The sequence below is a fragment of the Ohtaekwangia koreensis genome, assembly GCF_900167975.1.
Classification (GTDB): domain Bacteria; phylum Bacteroidota; class Bacteroidia; order Cytophagales; family Cyclobacteriaceae; genus Ohtaekwangia; species Ohtaekwangia koreensis.
In genome coordinates this window covers 3,185,121-3,207,450 of sequence record NZ_FUZU01000001.1, presented here as the reverse complement: position 1 = coordinate 3,207,450, position 22,330 = coordinate 3,185,121, and the positions used below count along the sequence as shown (strand labels likewise).

Annotated in this window: 18 protein-coding genes; 13 read left to right on the top strand and 5 right to left on the bottom strand. The window is 43.7% G+C overall.

Annotated features, from left to right (window positions below; translation table 11 throughout):
* Positions 1 to 75: 75 nt before the first annotated feature.
* On the bottom strand, positions 76 to 1,101 hold the full coding sequence (locus B5Y40_RS12610) for a DUF6588 family protein (RefSeq protein WP_079687004.1): 1,026 nt from the start codon (positions 1,099 to 1,101) through the stop codon (positions 76 to 78).
* Between the two features lie 209 nt (positions 1,102 to 1,310).
* On the opposite strand from B5Y40_RS12610, the gene B5Y40_RS12605 reads away from it, so the two are divergent.
* On the top strand, positions 1,311 to 3,746 hold the full coding sequence (locus B5Y40_RS12605; RefSeq protein WP_079687003.1) for a serine hydrolase: 2,436 nt from the start codon (positions 1,311 to 1,313) through the stop codon (positions 3,744 to 3,746).
* Positions 3,747 to 3,821: 75 nt separating this feature from the next.
* On the opposite strand, the gene B5Y40_RS12600 is transcribed toward B5Y40_RS12605, so the two are convergent.
* Positions 3,822 to 4,919, bottom strand: coding sequence for a family 20 glycosylhydrolase (locus tag B5Y40_RS12600; RefSeq protein ID WP_079687189.1), 1,098 nt, complete (start codon positions 4,917 to 4,919; stop codon positions 3,822 to 3,824).
* A gap of 434 nt (positions 4,920 to 5,353) precedes the next feature.
* Here B5Y40_RS12600 and purT point away from each other — a divergent pair, with 434 nt between their 5' ends.
* The 8 genes from purT (at position 5,354) to B5Y40_RS12560 (ending at position 12,532) form a co-directional block, all read left to right on the top strand.
* Positions 5,354 to 6,556 carry a formate-dependent phosphoribosylglycinamide formyltransferase gene (gene purT, locus B5Y40_RS12595; RefSeq protein ID WP_079687002.1) on the top strand — a complete coding sequence of 401 codons (1,203 nt, stop codon included), beginning with the start codon at positions 5,354 to 5,356 and terminating at the stop codon, positions 6,554 to 6,556.
* Positions 6,557 to 6,609: 53 nt separating this feature from the next.
* Complete coding sequence (locus B5Y40_RS12590; protein WP_079687001.1) at positions 6,610 to 6,984, top strand: TerB family tellurite resistance protein; 375 nt, start codon at positions 6,610 to 6,612, stop codon at positions 6,982 to 6,984.
* A 390-nt stretch (positions 6,985 to 7,374) separates the two neighbouring features.
* Positions 7,375 to 8,892, top strand: coding sequence for a catalase (locus tag B5Y40_RS12585; RefSeq protein WP_079687000.1), 1,518 nt, complete (start codon positions 7,375 to 7,377; stop codon positions 8,890 to 8,892).
* Between the two features lie 62 nt (positions 8,893 to 8,954).
* On the top strand, positions 8,955 to 9,986 hold the full coding sequence (locus tag B5Y40_RS12580; protein WP_079686999.1) for an NAD(P)-binding domain-containing protein: 1,032 nt from the start codon (positions 8,955 to 8,957) through the stop codon (positions 9,984 to 9,986).
* Between the two features lie 29 nt (positions 9,987 to 10,015).
* Entirely contained in the window at positions 10,016 to 10,546 is a 531-nt protein-coding gene (locus B5Y40_RS12575) for an ankyrin repeat domain-containing protein (protein WP_079686998.1), read from the top strand.
* Between the two features lie 117 nt (positions 10,547 to 10,663).
* Positions 10,664 to 11,557: an AraC family transcriptional regulator gene (locus tag B5Y40_RS30020; RefSeq protein WP_079686997.1), complete on the top strand. Its 894-nt coding sequence runs from the start codon at positions 10,664 to 10,666 to the stop codon at positions 11,555 to 11,557.
* Positions 11,558 to 11,626: 69 nt separating this feature from the next.
* Positions 11,627 to 11,995 (top strand): DUF983 domain-containing protein, encoded by a 369-nt coding sequence (locus tag B5Y40_RS12565; RefSeq protein WP_079686996.1) that lies wholly within the window; start codon positions 11,627 to 11,629, stop codon positions 11,993 to 11,995.
* A 186-nt stretch (positions 11,996 to 12,181) separates the two neighbouring features.
* Positions 12,182 to 12,532: a response regulator gene (locus B5Y40_RS12560; RefSeq protein ID WP_079686995.1), complete on the top strand. Its 351-nt coding sequence runs from the start codon at positions 12,182 to 12,184 to the stop codon at positions 12,530 to 12,532.
* A 62-nt stretch (positions 12,533 to 12,594) separates the two neighbouring features.
* Here the strand turns inward: B5Y40_RS12560 and B5Y40_RS12555 are convergent, their stop codons facing one another.
* The 3 genes from B5Y40_RS12555 to B5Y40_RS12545 all read right to left on the bottom strand — a co-directional run bounded on the left by B5Y40_RS12555 (position 12,595) and on the right by B5Y40_RS12545 (position 16,832).
* Positions 12,595 to 14,265, bottom strand: coding sequence for a metallopeptidase TldD-related protein (locus tag B5Y40_RS12555; protein ID WP_079686994.1), 1,671 nt, complete (start codon positions 14,263 to 14,265; stop codon positions 12,595 to 12,597).
* Positions 14,266 to 14,278: 13 nt separating this feature from the next.
* Positions 14,279 to 15,997: a metallopeptidase TldD-related protein gene (locus tag B5Y40_RS12550; RefSeq protein WP_143785718.1), complete on the bottom strand. Its 1,719-nt coding sequence runs from the start codon at positions 15,995 to 15,997 to the stop codon at positions 14,279 to 14,281.
* 124 nt (positions 15,998 to 16,121) lie between these two features.
* A complete protein-coding gene (locus B5Y40_RS12545; RefSeq protein ID WP_079686992.1) occupies positions 16,122 to 16,832 on the bottom strand; it encodes an OmpA family protein in 711 nt (236 codons plus the stop codon).
* 188 nt (positions 16,833 to 17,020) lie between these two features.
* Between B5Y40_RS12545 and B5Y40_RS12540 the strand changes: the two genes are divergently transcribed.
* The 4 genes from B5Y40_RS12540 to B5Y40_RS12525 all read left to right on the top strand — a co-directional run bounded on the left by B5Y40_RS12540 (position 17,021) and on the right by B5Y40_RS12525 (position 22,329).
* Positions 17,021 to 17,821, top strand: a complete 801-nt coding sequence (locus B5Y40_RS12540; protein WP_159453690.1) for a C1 family peptidase — start codon at positions 17,021 to 17,023, stop codon at positions 17,819 to 17,821.
* A gap of 70 nt (positions 17,822 to 17,891) precedes the next feature.
* Positions 17,892 to 18,557, top strand: coding sequence for a hypothetical protein (locus tag B5Y40_RS12535; RefSeq protein WP_079686990.1), 666 nt, complete (start codon positions 17,892 to 17,894; stop codon positions 18,555 to 18,557).
* Positions 18,558 to 19,007: 450 nt separating this feature from the next.
* Entirely contained in the window at positions 19,008 to 20,174 is a 1,167-nt protein-coding gene (locus tag B5Y40_RS12530) for a hypothetical protein (protein ID WP_079686989.1), read from the top strand.
* Positions 20,122 to 22,329: a hypothetical protein gene (locus B5Y40_RS12525; RefSeq protein ID WP_079686988.1), complete on the top strand. Its 2,208-nt coding sequence runs from the start codon at positions 20,122 to 20,124 to the stop codon at positions 22,327 to 22,329. The genes B5Y40_RS12530 and B5Y40_RS12525 overlap by 53 nt, the downstream gene beginning before the upstream one ends.
* The last annotated feature ends 1 nt before the right edge of the window (position 22,330 follow it).

Sequence of the window (22,330 nt, the reverse complement as noted above, 5' to 3'; positions counted from 1 at the left end):
ATCCATGAAGTGACCTGCAAAACAAAAAGGCTCCTGCAAACAGCAGGAGCCTTTTATAGTATAAAACCTGTAAAGCTAGTTAACGGTAAATCCGAAACCGGCTGTGAGTAATTTCTGCGCGTGTGCCAGCGTAAAATCAGAGTTCAAGATTACAGGACCAAACTTGAATTGAATTCCTGCTGTTCCGCGAATGCCTTGCTGGGTATATTTATAGTCGTAAGGATCGGTTAATGTAAAAGGTTGTCTTAAGATAACTTCGGATTCTCCTCCCGGAGATCCTACTTCATAGGTACCCTTAACCTTATACTCGATAGAAGATTGCTGATAACCAACCGATCCGTAAAACGTAACAATCTTAAAGTTCTTGCTGATGATGGTTTGGAGTGTAATACCTTTACCGTTCATTTCTCCTTTCTGGCCCGATCCTGCAAATTCACCACTCAGGTCTACACTTCCATCCATCTGGGTATATCCGGCAAAGAATGACCATGAAAAAGGAAGCTCTTGTATGCCCGGAATATGTTGCTTGATGTCATGCATCACACCAACGCCCCAGTTACCCGCTTTCACATCATTGATCGTGGTCTTGGGAGTATAGCGAACGCGTAGATCAGTGTTCTTGAAAAGACCGACACCCAATTGCAAGGTAGGAAGTACTGAAGCAGATATCGGGTAATCTTTACCGGGTTCAAATCCATCCGGCCCTTCGAAGACAGCGCCTTCCGAAGTTTTTTCGAAAATGGGTATATCACCTTGAGGACCATACGCTGTTGGAATCTTTGAACTGTTTTGGGTCGTTCCCACGAATGATAATCCTGTCAGACCCTGCGGTACATCAAAATATTTTTCGTCTTTCTTAACAAGAACGTTGTTCAGAGTAACCGTGAGATCAAAGCCGAAGCGGTTGTGCGTCTTTGCCGTAGTATACCATCCGTTGTTGAACAGTGTACCAAGGTCTTTTGTCAGCGGTTCGATATAGTTGCCAACCAGTATTTTTGCATTGTCTTTTCCTGCCGGGAAAAATTTAGCGATGTCGTTCTGCGCCAGGGCAACCGCCGGACTCAATACACTCGCAATACACAAAAGGGGTAGAGTTTTCATAAAATGGGTAAGTTAGGATTGTCCATAAAAGATCAAAGATAGTGAAAGCATTGGATCGGAATATCGCGGCTGCCTCCCATAAATATGGGATGCCGTTAACCTTGTGTTAACAGGGCATGAATGTTGTGCATAATGTTTTTACATCCGTTGCTATGGCTATATAGGAAAGTTATATATTTAGTGATCCAAACCTCAATCTAAACCTATACATGAGAAAAATTACCATTTTTTTTCGGTGGCACGTGCGTATAGCCCTGTGTGCACTCGTATGTTTTATTTTTTCAGCGGAGCTGCAAGCTCAGAAAAAGAAGCCCCCGGTAAAAGCAGATCCGAATGCAGGATTTGCCATTGCATCCTATAAAGGTATACAAGCCGGCCAGTACATGAAGAACTGGTTGCTAGCCGGACCTTTCCTGGTCAAAGAAGATACAGCCAGTGATCCGGATATGCAATTGCAGGAAAACTTTTTCAATGAAGACCTTCTCACACAAGTTACTCCTGTTGCCGGCAAACCTATACCGGCTATACTTCTGAAAGGAAAATCATTTGCATGGAAACCCTATAGCGGAACAACGGACGCAATTGACCTGGATGCTATCTATAAGAAGGTTGACTACGCTGCGGTATATGCGCTGGCAGAAATTAAAACTGATTCTGCATTGACTGCATTCCTGGGAGTAGGAAGTGATGATGGTATAAAAGTATGGCTCAATGGAAAACAAGTTCATAAGAACTGGACCGGTCGCGCAGTTACTGCTGACCAGGATATAATTCCGGTGTCCCTGGTCAAAGGCAGCAATCAGTTGCTGATCAAAGTGCAGGACATGGCGCAGGGCTGGGGCTTTACAATACGATTCCTGGACCGTGATGCATTGTCCGAGCGACTGGTGTCGGCAGCAGCAAAGGGCAACCTCGATGAGGTGACAACATTGTTGAACGCGCGTGCTGATATCAATAAGAAGAACGCTGTTGGCCTGACGCCACTGACCGCTGCGCAATTAAATGGCCGCGAAGATGTAGCCGCATTGCTGCTGGAAAAAGGTGCCGTGAAAACAAATATGCCAACCGCCACACAGCTGGTAGATGGATTATATAGTTCACTGCAAGGAAAAGAATCGCCTGGTATAGCTATACTCGTTGCCAAGAATGGAGAGATCGTGTACAAGAAAGGATTCGGGTACGCAAACCTGAAGAGTAAGACATTGGTTTCTCCGGAAACTAAATTCAGGATCGGCTCAATCACCAAGCAATTCACAGCTTCGGCAATTTTAAAACTTCAGGAAGATGGAAAACTGAAAGTGACCGACAAGCTCTCTAAATATATACCTGACTTTCCTCGTGGTAGCGAAGTAACCCTGCACCATCTTCTCACGCATACTTCCGGTATCCATAGCTATACCGGTAAAGACGATTTTCTAACCCGCGTCTTGAAGCCAGTGAGCCCAGAGGAGTTGATCAATTATTTTAAAAACGATCCCTATGATTTCAATCCCGGTGAACAATACCGGTATAACAACTCAGGCTATTTCCTGCTGGGGTATATTATCGAAAAAGTATCCGGTAAAAATTATGCGCAGTATTTAAAAGAAACATTCTTCATGCCGCTCCATATGTATAACACCGGGGTGTATGCAACATGGATCAGCCTTGACAAAGAAGCACTCGGCTATACACGTGAGAATGATAGCTATCTGCTGGCGTTGAATTGGAACATGAACTGGGCCGGTGGTGCCGGAGCTTTATACTCCACAGTAGAAGATCTGTACAAATGGAATGAAGCTGTATTTCATGGCAAAGTGCTGGATGAGAAAAGTATAAATGCCGCCTTTACTTCTGTAGTGCTCAACGATGGAAAAACACCTTCGTCCGGAGAGTATGGATATGGCTGGGGAATGAATACCTATAGAGGATTGCTTTCGATTGGACACAGTGGCGGACTGCACGGATTCACTTCACAACTGGTGCGCTTTCCCAAGGAGAATGTAACGGTTGTTTTGTTAAGCAACCTGGTTCCACCCGAAGTGAATATGAACCCCTATACCGTGGCGGAGTATTTCCTGTGGGATAAAATGGCCAAGCAAAATTCCTACGCAGTAGCATCCGTTCCAGATGTAGACGTAAGTATATATGCTGGCCGCTATGATTTTCAAAACGGTGCAGTCATGACGATCACTGCGGAAGGCAAGGAGTTGTTCGCGCAGCTTTCAGGACAGCCTAAGTTCCCTATATTTCCTTCCGGTCCGGACGAATTTTTCTGGAAAGTAGTGGAAGCACGTATAAAGTTTATAAAGGACGAAAAGGGAACTATAACGCACGGTCATTTTGTGCAAGGTGCATTTGCAATTGATGCCAAGAAACTAAAGGACGATGTGATTGTGAGTATAAAACCGGAGCTATATACGGCCTATGCCGGAAAATACGATTATGGTAATAATATTTTTATCACGGTCACCAATGAAAATAGTAAGCTGTTTGTGCAGGCGACAAACCAGCCGAAGTATGAAATCTTCCCTGTGTCGGAAACAGAATTTACAGTGAAGGAGCTCAATGCACGGTTGACGTTTGTTCGCGAACCCGCGGGAAAGGTCAGCAAGCTTATTGTTGATCTTGCAGGGCAGAAGAAAGAATCTTCACGCGTAGAATAAAAAGATAGATTCATATATAGCATGAGCGCAACGAAACTCAATTCGTTGCGCTCATTATATTTAGCTATATATGTACTATTTAGAGTAAATTACCCGGAAGCAATTCCACGGGGTATTCTCTTCATTGCTTTTGCCGTCTTTCTTTTTGCCATAGAAACCAGTCAGAAAGCTTTCGGCATCCGACCAGACGGTCTGCATAATTCCTAGGTAATTTTCCTTTAGTTCAGGCGTAGCATCCTTGCGGAAGGTTGCCATATCGGCAACTTGTATAGCACCAACCTGTGGATTTCTCCAGGGGCAGGTAATCACTCGTAATCCCTTCATTGCGAAATATACCGCCGTCTTATCCGCACGCTCATAGTGCCAGTCGCAGATCACTATATCTTTCGGTACCATGTCTATAGCACGATGTGTATTGTTAAAGCTTGCTTCCCACATACCCATGCCTGTAGTTTTTCCATCCAGCAACCGATCGCCCCAAATCCATAGCTCACGGTTCTTCTGCCGGAGATGATCACGGATGGTGCGAACTTCGCCCGCAAACAATTCTGCTTTATCACGACCGCCACAGCGCGGACATTTATCATCACCGAGGTAAAACACTTCATCCATACCGGCATGAAAAGCATTGCTTTCAAAGGCATCACAAATTTCGTCCACCAATGAAAATACGATTCCGTGTACATCCGGATGTAGCGGGCAATAACTTTTGCAATATAGTCCGTCAGCATTCGGCCATACATATTTAGCGGGCATCTTTACATGTGGTGTTTCATCAAACTGCGGATAGGCGCGCAGCAGGTTGTGCGTTGTGCCTGCCCACGACTGGTGACCCAGTAAATTGATCTGGGGAGTGAGACGGATGTTATACTCCTTGCAAACACGAACGAGCTTTTTGATATCAGCCTTTGAAAGTGCAATGCTGTCACGCAACTCAGGGTGTTGCTCAAACTGATAATTATAGTCTACACGCAGAATCAAGGTGTTTACCTGGCGGGTTGCCAGTTCTTCTTTTATAAATTTCACAAATGTATCAACACCGGATGGAACAGGCGCTGCAATACAGAAGCCTCGTACAGGAAGTGTAGTGATTTGTTTTTGTTGCGCATGCACATGTATAGTTTGTATGCATACAAGCATTGCCATACACACTACGCGAAGAGATAGTTTCATAACATTTTTTTTGGGTGTATACGAAGATATAAATATTGCTTTGGCAAGAGAAATATCCAGGAAACACACATGAACACACTGGAATGTTTTCGACTTAAATTATACCATTGGTAAAAAAGCGATAGCGATGGTATAGTAATTCCCTGACAACGCATTCAGAGAATCGGGAATTTTAATTCCATCTTATTTTTAAAGCTCAAGTGCGGCGATGTCATTCGGGCGTTGGGAGCGTGTAGGGTGATCAATAATTTTCCCTGCTACGTAATATTGAAAGCCGCGCATGATTGCCGTTGGTGATGTAAAGTATATATTCAGAAAGTATTGACACGTTTACTATACCGGAGTCACATCGCAGGGAAATAAGCAATCTCCTGATTTGCTGATGTAAAGACAATGTCTCTATATTGTGGGCTTTTCCTATAACGTATAAATTCATGGGCTCATCTACGCAACCTGTTTCTATCGGAACACCGTTAACCTCATCGGCAGTAAAAGTTATGTTGCTTGGCTCGGGAGAGTTGGGTAAAGAAGTAGTCATTGAGTTTCAGCGCTATGGAGTTGAGGTTATCGCCGTTGACCGCTATGATTCAGCACCTGCCATGCAGGTTGCCCATCGAAGCTATACTGTTTCCATGCTCGATGGTACAGCGTTGCGTGACATCATTGAAAAGGAAAAACCAAACTATATCGTTCCAGAAGTTGAGGCGATTGCCACCGCGACATTGGTGGAATTAGAGAAGGAGGGATTCAACGTGATCCCTACTGCTACCGCTGCGCGACTCACCATGAACCGTGAAGGGATCCGGACATTGGCTGCGGAAAAACTCAAGGTGAAAACTTCACCCTATAGATTTGCAAATACTCAACCGGAATTTACAGATGCTGTTACTACAATAGGTTTTCCCTGTGTCGTGAAGCCCATTATGAGTTCATCGGGCAAAGGACAAAGCGTAGTGAAATCAAAAGAAGATATAGACTATGCATGGCGCTATGCGCAGGAGGGAAGTCGCAGCGGTGGCGGCAGTGTAATCATAGAAGGATTTGTAGACTTCGACTATGAAATCACCTTGCTCACAATTCGTCATAGAGATGGAGTATCGTTTTGTGATCCGATCGGTCATCGGCAGGAGCATGGCGATTACCAGGAGTCGTGGCAGCCACACCCGATGACAACGAAAGCCCTTGTCGATGCACGAGCTATAGCACGCAGCGTTGTGGACGCACTCGGTGGCCATGGAATTTTTGGTGTCGAGTTTTTTGTAAAAGGTGATGTTGTATACTTCAGCGAAGTATCACCGCGGCCTCATGATACCGGTATGGTGACGATGATCTCGCAGGATCTTTCTGAATTTGCATTGCACGTGCGCGCTGTATTGGGATTGCCGATCCCGGTGATCCGGCAGCTGGGGCCATCGGCATCAGCGGTGATTTTAGTGAAGGGTGATTCTGCCAATATATCTTTTACTGGATTTGAAAAAGCGCTGTCAGAACCGGATACACAACTTCGCCTGTTTGGAAAGCCGGAAGTAAAAGGGGAAAGGCGCATGGGAGTATGTCTGGCAAAAGGAGCAACCATTGAGGAAGCGCGGTTAAAGGCGAACGCGGCTGCAAATAATATTGTGTATAGCCTTGCGTAACTGTATAACTAAAATTAATTCTGCCTATCTTTAGAGGCTGTTACGAACCTGCCATGATCGATCCTACTAAACTTGAACACTTCAGAAATCTGGTTTCCCTCATCACCGCGGATGGTAAAATTGAAGAAGTGGAGCGAGTTGCCCTCTTTAAGATTGCGTATGATTTAGGGCTGCCGTTGGATCGGTTCAACCTGATGCTGGAGCGTGGTCATGAATACCGTTTTCTAATTCCACAAAATAATCACGAGCGCGAAAAACAACTCGAAGACATGATCGAGCTGGCGTATGTTGACGGTGATTTTGCTCCTGCAGAACTTGAATTAATCACCATGGTATCTGAAAAGCTTGGCTTTACTCAAACGGAACTTGATCAGATCATTCACATGCATACTGCAAAACTCGAACTGCTGGCCAAGCAGAGTGAATAGTCCTTCCTCTATAGAATAGTCTGCGATACCTGGAAATGAATAAGTATATATGCTCGTTCATTCTGTTATACCAGTATATATATAGTTTCATCAAGAAAAAGAAAAGTTCACCGCTGATCATTCACGATTGGCTTTAATATTCTTAAATTCTAAAAGGAATATTCTCTTTCTGAAATATTTCGGAGTATATCTTCAGTTCCGCTTCGGCCAAATGACGTACGTCTAATTTATTTTTATAACCTATAATAAGGTATTTATACCCATAATCACCACTTCTTTGAGGTGTTATAGAGATTGCCTATTTGGCAATAAATAAAATCGCTTTGTCCAGTGCAGGGTAATGATTGACTTTTGAGCTCACAAAAATTAAACATTCTTAATCTACCCATTATGAGAAAACGAATTCTCCTCCTGTCGGGAAGCTTGTTGCTGGCGATAGGGGCCTACGCACAACAGCATCTTACTACCAATACCGGTGCACCTGTTGGCGACAACCAAAATTCAAAAACTGTAGGACAAAATGGTCAGGTACTACTCGAAGATATACATTTGATTGAGAAGCTTGCAGCGTTCGACCGCGAACGTATTCCTGAACGTGTGGTGCATGCTCGTGGTGTTGGTGTGTATGGTGAATTTATAGCAGCCGATAATTTTTCAGCCATAACGAAAGCATCTTTCTTAAAAGAGAAAGGTAAAAAGACTCCGGTGTTTGTGCGCTTCTCAACGGTGGTACACAGTTCCGGTTCACCGGAAACGCTTCGCGACCCAAGAGGATTTGCCACCAAGTTTTATACCGATGAAGGTAATTATGATCTGGTTGGAAACAACCTCCCTGTTTTCTTCATACGCGATGCCATGAAATTTCCGGACATGGTTCACGCTTTCAAGCCATCACCGATCTATAACAAGCAGGATCCCAACCGTGTGTTCGATTTCTTTTCGCATGTACCGGAAGGAACGCACATGCTTACACGGGTATATTCTGATTTAGGTATACCGGCAAGCTATCGCGAGATGGACGGTTCAGGTGTACATGCTTTCAAATGGATCAACGATAAAGGTGAAGTGACCTATGTGAAGTATACCTGGAAAACACAGCAAGGTGTACGCAACCTGACGACAGAAGATGCAGCCAAAATGCAGGCGCAGGATTTTCAGCATGCCACGGTAGATCTATACGACAACATTAAAAAAGGCAATTTTCCTTCATGGGATCTATATGTACAGTTACTGAAAGCATCTGCTTTTGATAAACTTGATTTCAATCCGCTCGACCCTACTAAAATATGGCCTGAGCAAATCGCCAAACCGGTATTGGTTGGAAGGATGACGCTCAATCAGATACCCGGAAACTTCTTTGAAGAAGTTGAGCAATCAGCATTCGCTCCCGGTACACTCGTTCCGGGTATTGAACCATCGGAAGATAAATTATTGCAAGGTCGCCTGTTCTCTTATTTTGATACACAACGCTACCGCATTGGAGCAAACTTTCAGCAGCTTCCGGTGAATGCGCCGAAGGTTTCTGTTGCTTCCAACAACCAGGACGGTGCATTCAGCAATCGCCATGAAAACTCGGATGTAAACTATCAGCCTTCCGTAACAAGCAGTAATTTACCGGACAACAATCAGTATAAATATTCGCCAAGTACATTTACCAACACGGCAAGTGTACAACAGAAAATATCCAAGCCTGATGATTTTAAGCAAGCAGGTGAATTCTATAGAAGCCTTTCCGAAAAAGACAAAGTAAATCTGATCAAGAACCTGACGGGTGATCTGTCGCAGGTGAAGAACAGAGATGTTGTAAGAAAGATGGTTGGCTATTTCTATATGGCCGATGCCGATTATGGCAAACGTCTGGCTGCTGCCTTGAAACTTACCCGTGAAGAAGTAGAAAAACTTTTCTAGTTATTTATAAAGGCTGCCTGCAGGTATATATATACCACAGGCAGCTACCTTTTATACTCCTGATGAATACGATAACGATACTTTCATTGTCCTATAAACGGGCCCCGCTCGATATCCGGTCAGCATTTCAGTTTGATGACCAGGAACGAAAGCAATGGTATGCAAACATGCGCACAACCCGGGGATTGATCGGAGGCATGGTACTATCGACCTGTAACCGCACTGAATTTTACCTGGAGACGAATGCGGATTTTTCGCCCACACAATTTATCTCAGCGATGCAGCAACTCAAGGGATCTGCAATACCGGAGGAATTGTTCGAGGTGATTTCGCAGGAGGAGGGTATATCCTATAGCATGGAGGTTGCCAATGGACTTCATTCCATGGTGATGGGCGACAAACAAATTATAGCGCAACTTAAAAATGTATACCGCGAAAGTCTGGAGGCTGATGGAATCACTACGCTTCTTGAACGACTTTTTCAGGCTGTATTCAGAAGCTATAAAAGAATTCACAATGAAACGACATTGCATACCGGTTCACGGTCTATCAGTTTTATAGCGCTTAAAAAGATCAGGAATGTAATCATGCAACCTGCCGGCAATGTATCTATACTCTTGGCCGGTGCGGGTGAAATCGCTGCTGATTTTCTCAAGTATGCTACGGCAAAGGGATACAACGTTACGATCACGAATCGTACGAATGAACGCGCTGTTGCATTGGCTAGTCGGTTTAATATAAAAATGCTCCCTTTTGAAAATTTCAGATCACACGTTACATCCTTTGATGTAATTGTATCAGGGGCTTCCGTACAGGGACTGTTTACGGAAGCGGATTTGAATCCGGCTGACAACCAGATACTGATCGATCTTACAACCTATAAAAGTATAGATCTGAAGCATAAAGAGAACTTTACGTTCTTCTCGATCGATGACCTGGGTGAAGAGCGCGACTTGCAGGACGCGTTACAGTCAAAGGCCATTGTCCCTGCAAGGGAAATTATTGAAGAGGAAAGTGATATTTACCGGAAGTGGATATCAGACAGGTCTTTGCGACTTTTCGCCTCATCGGTAAACGAATATACTTCCAGATAATATCGCTAGTCTTACAACACTATCAACAAATGACACTACGCATTTTTGCTTTGATCATTATTACAACCCTGACAACGCAAGGGCAGGATATATTTTCGGCTGCGCGCAACAATGACGTGCAGCAGCTACAGCTATATATACAGCAAGGTGTATCGGTGGATACAACCGATGCCCGCGGATCAACACCGTTGATCATTGCAGTATATAATCACCAGGTAGAAGCGACCCGCATGCTGCTAGCAGCAAACGCTGATTCAAATAAGCAAGACCGCATGGGCAACACGGCTTTGATGGGTGTATGTTTCCGTGGCTATACCGATCTGGCAGAATTATTAATTGCACATCACACTGACATCAACCAGGTGAACTACAACGGAGCGGCTGCGCTTACGTTCGCAGCTACCTTTGGACATGTTGAGATTGTTAAGCTTCTGTTGAAGGCAAACGCAGATACGCGACTCGTTGATAATACAGGGAAGACTGCCTTACAACATGCTCAGCTCCAGGGAAACGAGGAGATCATTGCCGTGCTGTCTGCACCATCTTTACCATTGAAGTAAAGAGGAGAGAAGTAGTAGCCTGTTCGTTGCAATCACTATCCGATATACTTCTTTGAAGCAAATGTAAAATTTAAACTAACTTTACAACACACGGTATACGCATAACTATATTTAAGAATGGCCCGGACTTCCAGACCAAAAACTGATACACCGGTATATTGCCTTGATTCCTTTAGCAAGAAGGCAAAAGAACATTCTTTCTATATCGAAGACCTTCGCACACATTTACGTGATCACGCCTTTGTGAGCAAGCCGCACCGACACGATTTCTATTTGATACTATATATTACCAACGGGACTGGCGATCACACCATCGACTTTGTTACGTATCCGGTTAAGCCCAATAGTTTTTTTCTGATGACACCCGGTCAGGTACATTCCTGGAATTTAAGCGCAGATGTTGACGGCTTTATTCTTTTCTTCACATCGGAGTTTTATCAGATGGAAAAAAGTGAGAAGCACTTGCTGGAATTTCCTTTCTTCAAATCCACTAACCCGCACGCTCACATTCAACTTGGGAAAAATACGGAGCCTGTCATCGATCTGATCATCCGTGAAATGGCCAAAGAGTATATGGAGTCAGGTGAGCTTGGTCTGCCACTCTTTCGAAGTTACCTCGATATCATTTTACTGAAGCTTGTTAAGCACTATCAATTTGAAAAGAAAACAAACTCCGTCAACACCACTTTCAAGTTACGAAAGCTTGAGGAGTTGATCGATCAGCACTATATCGAGCTGAAGCAACCCCATGTCTATGCTTCGCTCATGAACTTGTCTGCCTCATACCTCAACAATCTCTGTAAACAAATGCTGGGAAAGACACTCAGTGAATTGATTCAGGAGCGTGTTATACTGGAAGCCAAACGATACTTTGCCTATTCTGATCTAACCATTAGCCAGGTATCCGATAAACTGAGCTTCACGGAAGCGTCATACTTTATTCGCTTTTTTAAAAAACATACTGGTGTAACACCCGAGCAATTTCGTGAACAGCTAAACCGTGCTATATAAACGATAATCTGTGCGCTAACTTTTTGTTCTTGGAGAGCGTTTTTTACAGTGAGATAAATACTGAAAAAGATGTTTAACAAAGGAACAAAACTATATAGCGTGCTGCATCAGAAATGCCCGCGCTGCCAGGAAGGCGACATGTTCTCTCACCCTGTTTGGAGCCCTGCCTTCTCGCGTATGCATAAGAATTGCCCTGTATGCGGATTGGATTTTATACAAGAGCCATCCTTTTATTTTGGTGCGATGTATTTCAGTTATGCATTCCAGGTAGTAGTCTTCGTGCTTGTATACCTGGTGTTGCAATACACGTATGATCCCGGAACATGGACGTATGTCGTGTTTATGATCCTGGGTTCCATTCTGGTGCTGCCACTAAATTTCAGAATGTCGCGTGCCGCGTGGATCAATCTTTTTATTTCCTATAGAGTTCACAAGTAAGCTCTGGTTCAAAAGCTTATCATCATGCAGATCAACGCATAAGACAAGCGGGCAGGAAATGATCGTGAGGGTAAAAAAGTATTAGCCCTAAAAATCATCTTCGGAAACTTGTTTTAATTTCAATTCTTGTATTTACTTTAACCTGGAATTGAAAAAAGCCGACCGGAAAATGGTCGATGCCTGCCTATGAAAATTTTATTGATCGATGACGAGGAGCTGGATGTATTCATCTCGCAAAAACTGTTAAGCCTGGAATTTGATACTACCGGAGTTTCATCGTATGAGCAGGGTTTGCAGTGGGCCAAGGAAAATCACTTCGATGTTGTGCTGATCGACTATTATCTCAACAAGGGCAAGCTTGGAAAGGAACTCCTCAAAGAGTTGCTCGCGTTAAAAGGGCCAGTGTTTAAACCCTACCTGTTAACGAACTACGTTGATGGACATGAGTATGAAGGGCTTAAGAAAGATGGTTTTCTGGCGATCATAGAAAAGCCTCTCACACTGGAAAAATTCAAAATGAATTTGCAGCTATCATAGCCATCCCGATTTCAGTGCTATAGTACATGGTATATATCCATAGCACTGAAACCGAGTGGTGCTCAATTGATCTTGAGCGGACTTTCTATATACGTTACCTCAGGCTCCTGCAATGGCATCTGCACGGGAGATAATTCAATGCCATCCAGTAGCAATGCTTCAGGGGCAATAATCGATAACAGGCGACCGTTTCCGGATTCAAGTGTATAAGCATGTTGTTGTTTTGCTATACCCGATACCCGCTTCAGATTCTTTAAAGCAATCGAGTTTGTTCGCACAGGCCGTATACGTTCTTCTTTGCCATTGATAACATATACTTTAAAGAACTGAGGTATACTTTCACCGGTTTCAGATTCCTCTTTAATCATAATACCGAAATCAAGTCCTTCTTTGCGGGCAGCCTCGATCAGTGCCTGTTTGAGCGCAGGCATTGGTACACCTTTATCACTTACAACCTCCAGCACGCCCGGTCCATTGGCATGGCCGTTGGCAGTCTGCGCAGGTCTTGCCAGGGAACGATCGTTGAGCAAATTCTTTAATATGCCTTTCTCGATCAGTATAAATTGATCGGGGGGTACAACGCCTTCATCATCCACATCAAAAGCACTGATCAGTGATTTACCATTGAATGTTTTCAGGGTTGATTTAGCGATCACACTTATGCCATTGTCAACGATAAGTTTGCCAATGCGCGTTTCTAGTGAGGTGACGGGATCAGGCCGAGTATCGGTAATACTCGGAATTCGATCGGTAGCTTCCAGGCTTTCGCGCGATGAGAGAAATATACTGGCAAATACCTGCGCAGAGGCTGCACCTGTAAATAAAACGGGGCCACTATAATCTTCTTCCAATGCACTCTCTTCATGTACGGCTGTTAGTCCCTCGGCCAGTGCTTTAGCTTCCGCCTTCATTTTATCTATAGCCGGAAATTCTTCCGGTATATTTGCATAGTATACAATGTTATCGGAAGCGTGTTCGCCTTTTTTTGTTTTGGCTTCCGCCCGGCAATGGATCATCGCTTTTGCGAACGGCGTTACTACAACAGTTCCTTCACTGGTTATAAAGTATTGCGTACCGAACGAAACGTTCATCGTTACCTTCGTTGATTTGAGATCGGGATACGATTTGAAAACAGCCGATAGCTGGTTGCAGTAATTGTCCCACTTGCTCTTGTCCAATATATAGGGCTTTCCGGGTTCGATCTTTTTAAGAACAGGCACTTTAGCAAACTCACGGTGTGGAAGATCACCGATCTTTTTATCCTTTTCTTTCAGTGCGGCCTGGTGCTTCTTGTATTGCTGCGCAGCACCTTTATATACTATATCTGTCGTTGTCCAGAGGGAACGCCTGATGCCAAAGTAATCATCGTCAACCGGAATCGGGATTTCATTGGCTGTAGGTTCGCTATACGAATTGTTATCGAGGCTCTCATCGTTGAATTCATAGTTTCCAGCCATGACACGAACAGACTTATCGCGATTTTTATATTCACCGGACTGAACCAGTGCACCAAGTGCGGAATAGACGCTATAGTTTGTAGCGTCTGTTATTCCATAGCTGATAAAAAACGGAGCGTCATGCCCTTCATACTTTAGTTCAGTCATGCTTCGTTTCATTTCGTCTTGCATCGCACGAAGAATGACGGATTCCTTTTCCTGTGCCTGAACCACCGATAGAGAACAGGAAGTAATTATAAGAACGAATAAATGTAGCGTTGATGATTTATATAGCATGGGTATATATGCATTAAGGATTAACAGATCCCGGACGTTCCAACAGCATGGTCTCCAGGTGTTCTTTAGGTTTCTTTTGAGTTTCTATTCTTCGTACAAACAGCGAAGGAGAAGAAGCACTCACCGGAACGCTGCCGGACTCCGCTCCGCAGAAACCTATAAATACATCACGGTCATTTGCTGCAGCCTGTATTTCAGCAAACATGGCAAGGGGAGTGCCGATCAGGTCCACACCGCGCACCAACTCATCAGGCCGTCCATCGGTATAGATCCGGTATACTTCCGTTGGAAAAATATTAAATGCGTTTGGATTATACCGGTCTGTCACGGTGAAGCCACCCACCACATCTTTAAATAAATAACCGTATGCTTTGCCTTGCTTGTTGCATTCTTTGATCAGCATCTTGCGCAAGTCAGTCATGGATACCGGCTTGTCCGTTTCAACAACCAGGTTTGATTGCCGGGATACCGGATCTGCTCCAACAGACGCTCTTCCATGTCCATTGGAGTGGGCGAAGTTTTCAAGCGGAGTACGCGACATCAGGAAATTCTTGAGTATACCTTTTTCAACCACATTCACGCGCTGGCTTTTGATACCTTCATCATCATATTGAAACCAACCGTTGACAGATTTTCCTGCTATCGCATGCAAGGTTGGATCAAAGTATACATTCAATGTTTTCGGTAGTACAAGTTCACCTACTTTTGCTTTAAACGTTTGTCCATCCTCTTCATTCTTCAGGCGATGTCCCTCGATACGATGTCCGAAGATCTCATGAAAAAATACCCCGGCTGTCTGTGCCACCAGTATAGCAGGTCCGCTATAGGGTTCTGCCAGTGGAGCGTTCTGAAGCTTGGCGAGTGTAGCGATCATCTTTTTTACATCCTCCATGATCTTTTCATCACCGGGCAATCCTTCCGGCATGGCAGCGTAATACGAAATGTGCAGCGGTACTATATCACCATCCGTGGCGCGTATACTCGCCGCTATATTCATATATACTGCGGTGCTGTTTTGTACGATCTTCGTATTTTCAGTGGATAGAAAATATTTACGCTCTGCCGTTATGCTTAAATTTACATCGGCCGTTACGAGGTCTTTATTCTGCAGGAACAACGCAGAATACTTTTTGATTTTCTCCTGCCATACGGTTAGGTTAACGGTAGATGAAAAGTCAGGCAACGGAGGCTCATAGTAGGAGGCAGGCTGTTCGTTTGAAAAATCGGGGATCACCGAAGGTTGTGCACCAACTCGTTCGGAGGAAGCCTTCACGGATTTATAGGTTTCAAGCGCTTGCTTGTACTCGCCTTGCGTAGCAGTCCATACACCGTATTTTATAGCGAGCGCATCATTTTCATAGGGAAGCATCGCTCTTCCTGATCCACCTGATCCAGGCATATAGTTCATCTCCCGAAGAGACATCGGATGTGTGTTGTCGAATTTATAGTCACCGACTTTTACCCGTGTCATGAGCACGCGGTTTTTATTGGCAACAGATTGTGTGAGACTTCCAAATGAAGCTTGAAGATGGGCATACTGTATATCATGCACCCGATAGTCAATATAGTACGCAGGGATAGTAGCCTTTTTCAGTTCCTGCATACTTCTGGTGAGCTCGGCCTGGAGAATGTTCATCAACGAATCCTGCTGTGCCCACACGGAAGATGAGACTGAAAATAGTGAAAGGCATATAAATATCCGTCTTGCGGAAAAGCCTTGAAATACGTTCACCAATCTTAAAAAGTTTAAGGTTAGAATTACTTGAAAAGGAGAGACTTCTATTGCGTGAGCAAAATATCCTAAAAACAGGTGAAGACAAAATCTCACATGACTTTTGTAGCCTGTATAGCGATCACTATCTCCGGTTGTGAATTAAAATTTCTACTCTTCTGTTTTTTAGTCTCCCTTCTGCAGTATCATTACTCATTACCGGAACAGTACTGCCATATCCTGCAGAGGTAACCCAATCCGATTTTACTCCTTTACGAATCAGATACGTTGCAATGGCAGCCGCGCGGTTTTCCGACAACTGAGCATTGTGATTTTCAGTGCCCGTATTATCGGTATGTCCTGAGATGGAAATAGTAAGGCCTGATTTGCTGTTTACAAAAGAAGCAACGGAATCAAGCTTTGGAAAAATCTCCGGTCTGAGTTTATAGCTGTCCACTTCAAACAGAACTTCATTCAAAACGATGATACTATCGGGAGTTGGAACAGCGCTGTTCAATGATTCTTTTACAGGACTCTCTTGCCGTGCTATAACCGTTGAGTCCGGTGAAGGTACATTGTTGTTACGGGGTATACTCCGGGGTGGTTTTCCTCCATCTTTATATCCCTTAAACCGGTGACTTCGTTGTTTCTTTATATAGGCTGCTTTCTTTAAACACTTTTCGTCAAAGCAAATGAAGCGGGAGAAGTAATTATGAGTCGGCATGCCATAACCTTTTTTCTTTGTGAGCGCGATTCCTTCTGGCGACAAATGCGACACAAACAACGGCTTTGCACACGAGAGTAGAAACAATAGTAATACTGTCATCGACAACGGGTATAACCGAGGTTTCATCATAGAGTAGGGTTATGATGTTAACGCATAGCAGGAGCGCTTAGTATAGGGATATACTATTGTACATCTATATTATTTTCATCTATAGATTTCTTTTATTATATTCGATGCAGAGTCCATCACCACCTTTTGTAAGAAAGGCGATGATGGACTTTTTATTTTACGAACCCTCAATCCTAACCGTTTTATTTATGGCTAAGAAAAAAATACCTTCATCCAAGCGCATTCTCAATATAGTTCCCTCTGTAAATACAGATAAAGATTGGGACATCGCGACTGCGCAGAAATCCGATGTGTTCAGTGCTGGAAAATTACCATCCGGTAAAGATCTGCGGGAAGCGTGGTGGAAAATTAACGATCAGGGAGCTACAGGATCGTGCGTGGGCTGGTCGTTAGCAGACTCCGTGTTGCGCTGGCATTTTGTTGAAGCCGGTAAATTGCCCAAGACGAAATTGCTATCTACCCGTTTTATATGGATGGCGTCCAAGGAGGAAGATGAATTTACTTCGCGGCCCACTACATTTATAGAGGAAGCCGGCACTTCGCTGAAGGCGGCACTCGACATTGCCCGTAAATATGGATGTGTACTGGATGAAGATCTTCCTTTCGGCAGCGGCAAGCTTAATCCTGAAAAGGAAGATGTATTCTATTCGCGGGCTTCCGCCTTTAAAATCCGGGCATACTATAATTTACACACCGGTGACCGGCTTGCGAACTGGAAGAAATGGATCGCCAGTAATGGGCCAGTGTTCACTGCGCTGGACGTTGATGATACGTGGTATAATGCTGGCAATACCAAAGGTAAACTAACTAAATATACCAGTCCTACATACGGAGGCCACGCAGTTGCTATTGTAGGGTATACAAAGAACCATTTTATAATCCGCAACAGTTGGGGCACGGAAGAATGGGGCGATAAAGGTTATGGCTACGCATCCTATGCATACGCCCGTGCAGCGTTTCTGGAGTCGTATGGAGTTTCGTTATTTTAACTTTTCTGTTCGATCTGTATACAGTGCGGATAATTTTAGCTATCTAGAAGATTGATCTTCTATACTATATATGTACCGATTTATATTTCTGGCGGCAGCGATTCTGTGGGGTTGTTCAAGGTATGAACCGGTAGAGTCACTAGGTGAGTATGATTATCCTATAGATTCGATTGGCAAAGGAAAGCTGTTTACCTTTGAGCGTACACCGGAAGGAGAGACGTTGGACGTGAAGCTGACACTGGCAGAAGAAAACGGCAAACAGTTCCTGATCGAAAGAGGCTATACCAACGGACAACTTTATTATGAACGAAAATACAAAATAACCAGAAACCACAGGCAGTTAACGGAATGGTATTTCTATTCTTCATATGATACGCTTGGAAAAGTAAAAGGCGAGATCATTGAATTCCGCAATGTAGAGGATGACACGAAGTATAAAGGTCTAAAGATCAAAGCGCGCTTTGTGACGGATGATAACACAAAATCAGTTTTTAATTCACGCGAGACCTTTCAGAAAGATACCGTGTTTCGATGGGGTGATACTATAGTGCCGGCATTGAAGTTCAGCACCACATCAACCATGGGAACCAACCACGCCTATATTCCGTTTTTCGGCGAAGAGGAGAAATATACCGGAGAAGCGTTTGTTGCCAGGGGCATCGGGTTAATTCAGTACTCCACGAATTCCGAAGACGAGGCGTATGTGTGGAATCTTGTAAAGATTGAGGACCTGTAGTCATCTCCTTTCTTAGTTCGTTCTTATACCGGTAAGTATAATTTTTATGGCCGGAATTCTCCGTTAAATAACGGTGCCGGAATAGTCATTTGCACATTGAGCTGTACATACCAGGTTCTATACATTTGTTGAATAAATGTCTGTAGTTGGTAATCTGTATTTAGGTTTTAGGTTAAATGAAGCGTACGGTTCCCGTCAACCCAAGTAGACCCTCTCTATTGTACGCTTTGCCCCGGATAAAATCCGGGGTTTTTTATTTATATAGACCAGTGATCAATACACTGCTTCATTAGAAAAATATTTGCATGCTTTTAACACTTCTCTGCTGCGTGGTGCGTTCTGGATTGGCGTAGCGTTTGGAGTATAAAAAAATGACTGATCTTTATATTCGGTAGCGCTTGCTCCATGGAAATACTTTTTTCTATTTTAACAATCTATTCAACTCTATAAATGTACCGACTTAGTTTCGCTGGATTCATCCTTCTCTTGGTTGCATGTGGCACTGATAACGCTGATAAAGCCTCTGGTCAATCCAATCGAAACGCATTTTATTATTGGCAAACGAGCCTGTATGATTTTCCTCGCCAGGATTCGGTGTATGAATCTCTCCATGTGAGTAAGCTCTATATCCGCTTCTTCGATGTGGATTGGAGTGAGTCGGCCCACGCCCCCGTACCCGTATCGCCAATCGAAACATACTATACTTTTGACAACACAACGGAGATGGTGCCGGTTGTCTTTATTACAAATGAAACGTTCATGCATCTTGACAAAACTCAGTCGGCAGACTTAGCCCGGCAAGTGTATAAGAAGCTGATGGCTAAGTTGAACGCGATGCTGCTGGGAAGGTATGGTACCGATCTCTATGAAGAAGAATGGTGGGAGCAAAATCCTTATAACCTCAAGTCCAGGAATTTTGATGAACAGCAAAAGCATGACTCAATCTATACAGCGCGGGTGAAAAAAATAAAGGAGATACAGTTTGATTGTGACTGGACCAAAAGTACAAAGGATAAATACTTTGCTTTTCTTGAAGAATCTAAGAAACTTTTTGAACAACAGTTGATCTCGTCCACCATCCGGCTATATCAGTATAAATATCCGAAGGAGGCCGGATTGCCACCGGTTAAGCGAGGCATGCTGATGTGTTACAATGCCGGAAATATAAAGAGCACAGAAACGAAGAATTCTATTTTCGATCGTAAGGAAGTCATGTCGTACCTGGATGCCGGTGAATATCCGATACCGCTTGATTATGCCCTGCCGGTTTTTGAATGGGCTGTATTATATAGCAGTAATAAGGAATTTAAAAATATACTTTCCGCTTTCACCTTGCAGGAAGATTACCAATCTTTTATAGGTCCGAGAAATGAAGAGACCAACGTATCGGTTGTCCTGGAAGATTTCGTATATGGCTATACCAACCGCGGTATATTTATCCGAAAGGGCGATGAGATCAGGTTTGAACAGCCAGACCTGGAGGCCGTGAAGGAGTTGGCCGGCTGGCTGGCGGCACACAAGAATAATAAGGAAGCTATTATAAGTCTCTATCACTTGAACAGGTATGATCTTCAAAAACATTCGAAAGAAATCAAAGCTATATTCGATTCTTTTTAGCGCCTTGCTGCTTTTTCCGACCGGAGCTGACGTGAAGGCTTGCTGGTATGGACCCGAGCCGGAGGAGCTTCGCTATATGCTTTTCAATCCCGATCTGCTCCAGGATAAATCTTGGTGGAGCTTCTTTTACAATGGTAAGCTCAACTACCTGGATGGCACAACATTTTCAGCTGACGATGAGATGGTCCTTGCAACGGAATGGGTACGCGCCATGAAGGTATCGGTAAGTGTTGACCAGGCCTTTGATTGTCTATTTGGAAGCTTGAGTGATTCCGCGCTTCAGCAGAATAAATTTTACAAAGAGATCCAGAAGAAGCCGGATTTCAAAAGATACTTCGATATAGCAAGAAGCAGTGAAGCTGTTACCGGCTGGTCTTCGGCATGGGAAGAGGATGAGGCTATAAAGAGAGACGTTGATATTAAATTTAATGAGACAACGCAGGAGGTAGTTGATCTTCTTAAAAAGGAAACCAATCCGTTCTTTCAAAAAAAATATGCATTTCAATTAACGAAGCTCGCGTTTTATTCAACGGACTCTATACTCTTCCATAGAGTATATAATCAATACTTTAAAAATATTAAGGAGAGGACCGTTCTGGATTGGTGGGCCATGCACTATAAATCTATGGTGCTGGAGCGTGAGAATAAAACGGATTCGGCCAACTACCTGCACGCCCTGGTGTTTTCGCATTCAAGCAACAAGATGTTTGCCTCCAAGCAGTACTTTTCATCGAAGAATTTTGATGCGGTGATAGCCCTTGCTAAAAATGATGAGGAGCGAGCCGATATATACCTGATGCGTGAAGTCATTAATCACGGGCGGTCGCTGGATGGAATTTTAAAAGTATACCAATTCTCGCCAGCACACAGACACTTGCCCTTGCTCATCAGCCGCGAAATCAATAAGCTGGAAGATTGGCTGGAAACAACCAGGTTTGCCAATAGCGAAATCGTCACGGAAAGTTATTGGGATGACGATGATGAACCGTTGATGCAAAACTGGCAACGTGATTACGAATACCTGAAAAAGTTTATCACCGCTCTGGAAGGAATGCAATCTATTGCCAAGTCTAACCCGGTATATTATGATTTTTCACTTGCTTGCCTCAACCTCATCCAAGGCGATGCAGCACAGGCAGAAAAATATATAGTCCGCATTAAACCATCAGGCGCAGAACAGGCTTTTCAGTTAACGGTATTTCAACTGGTTTTACTCACCCTTAAAAATGATATAGCGGATTCAAACGTTCAGCATGAAATTGGAAAGCTATACCAGCAATTGCTGGATCAGCGCGCACTTAAATTTGAATCACAAAAGATACTATATTCACTGAGTTCCTATTTGCGCTATACTTTCGCAAAGAAAGGAATGGTTTACCTGGCGGGACTATTTGATAATTATGCGGTGAATAAGTTCTGTTCCACGTGTCATTCGAATACATTTGAATATTCGATGATCAGCTACTTGGATCGATATGCTTTGGTTAAAGATCTAAACAAGCTTCTTGAGATATATGATCGCAAAGATAAAAACGCATTGGAGGAAACGCTGCTGAAGCCGTACATAAACAAGTACTACCTGCTTGATCTGCTATCGGCCAAACATCTCCGGAAAGGTGATGTTAAAAATGCAATGCTTGCCTTGAAAGATATACCGGACTCGTTTTGGTTCAGCTTCACCAACGCATCCTTTTACATTGACAGCGATCCGTTTGTAGCCAATAGCGAATTGTTGACTGAACCAACCATGACAACGTATAACAAAAGGGAAATACTGGAAAGGATGTATGCGCTGGAGCAGGAGGTTGCCGTTGATGCTTCAAAGAAAAAGCAGAACTACTTGTTGCTGGCGAATGCCTGGTATAATTTTACAGACAACTCATGGTTTATGATCAGCTACGGATGGGGCAGCATAACCCCGGATGAGGGTGTTTATAAAAACGCAAAGTCTATGGCCCTGGAGTATTATAAAAAGGCTTTGGTGGTTGAAGAACAAAAAGAAAATAAAGCAAAGATACTGTATATGATAGCGGTACTCAGTGAATCCAAAGATGTAAAAGCATATGCGCAGCAATACGAAACGTATAGCAATACCGAGTTTTATGTGCGCAGAAATTGCCTCACCTTGAAAGATATTGCTGCCGCTAATCTCTAAC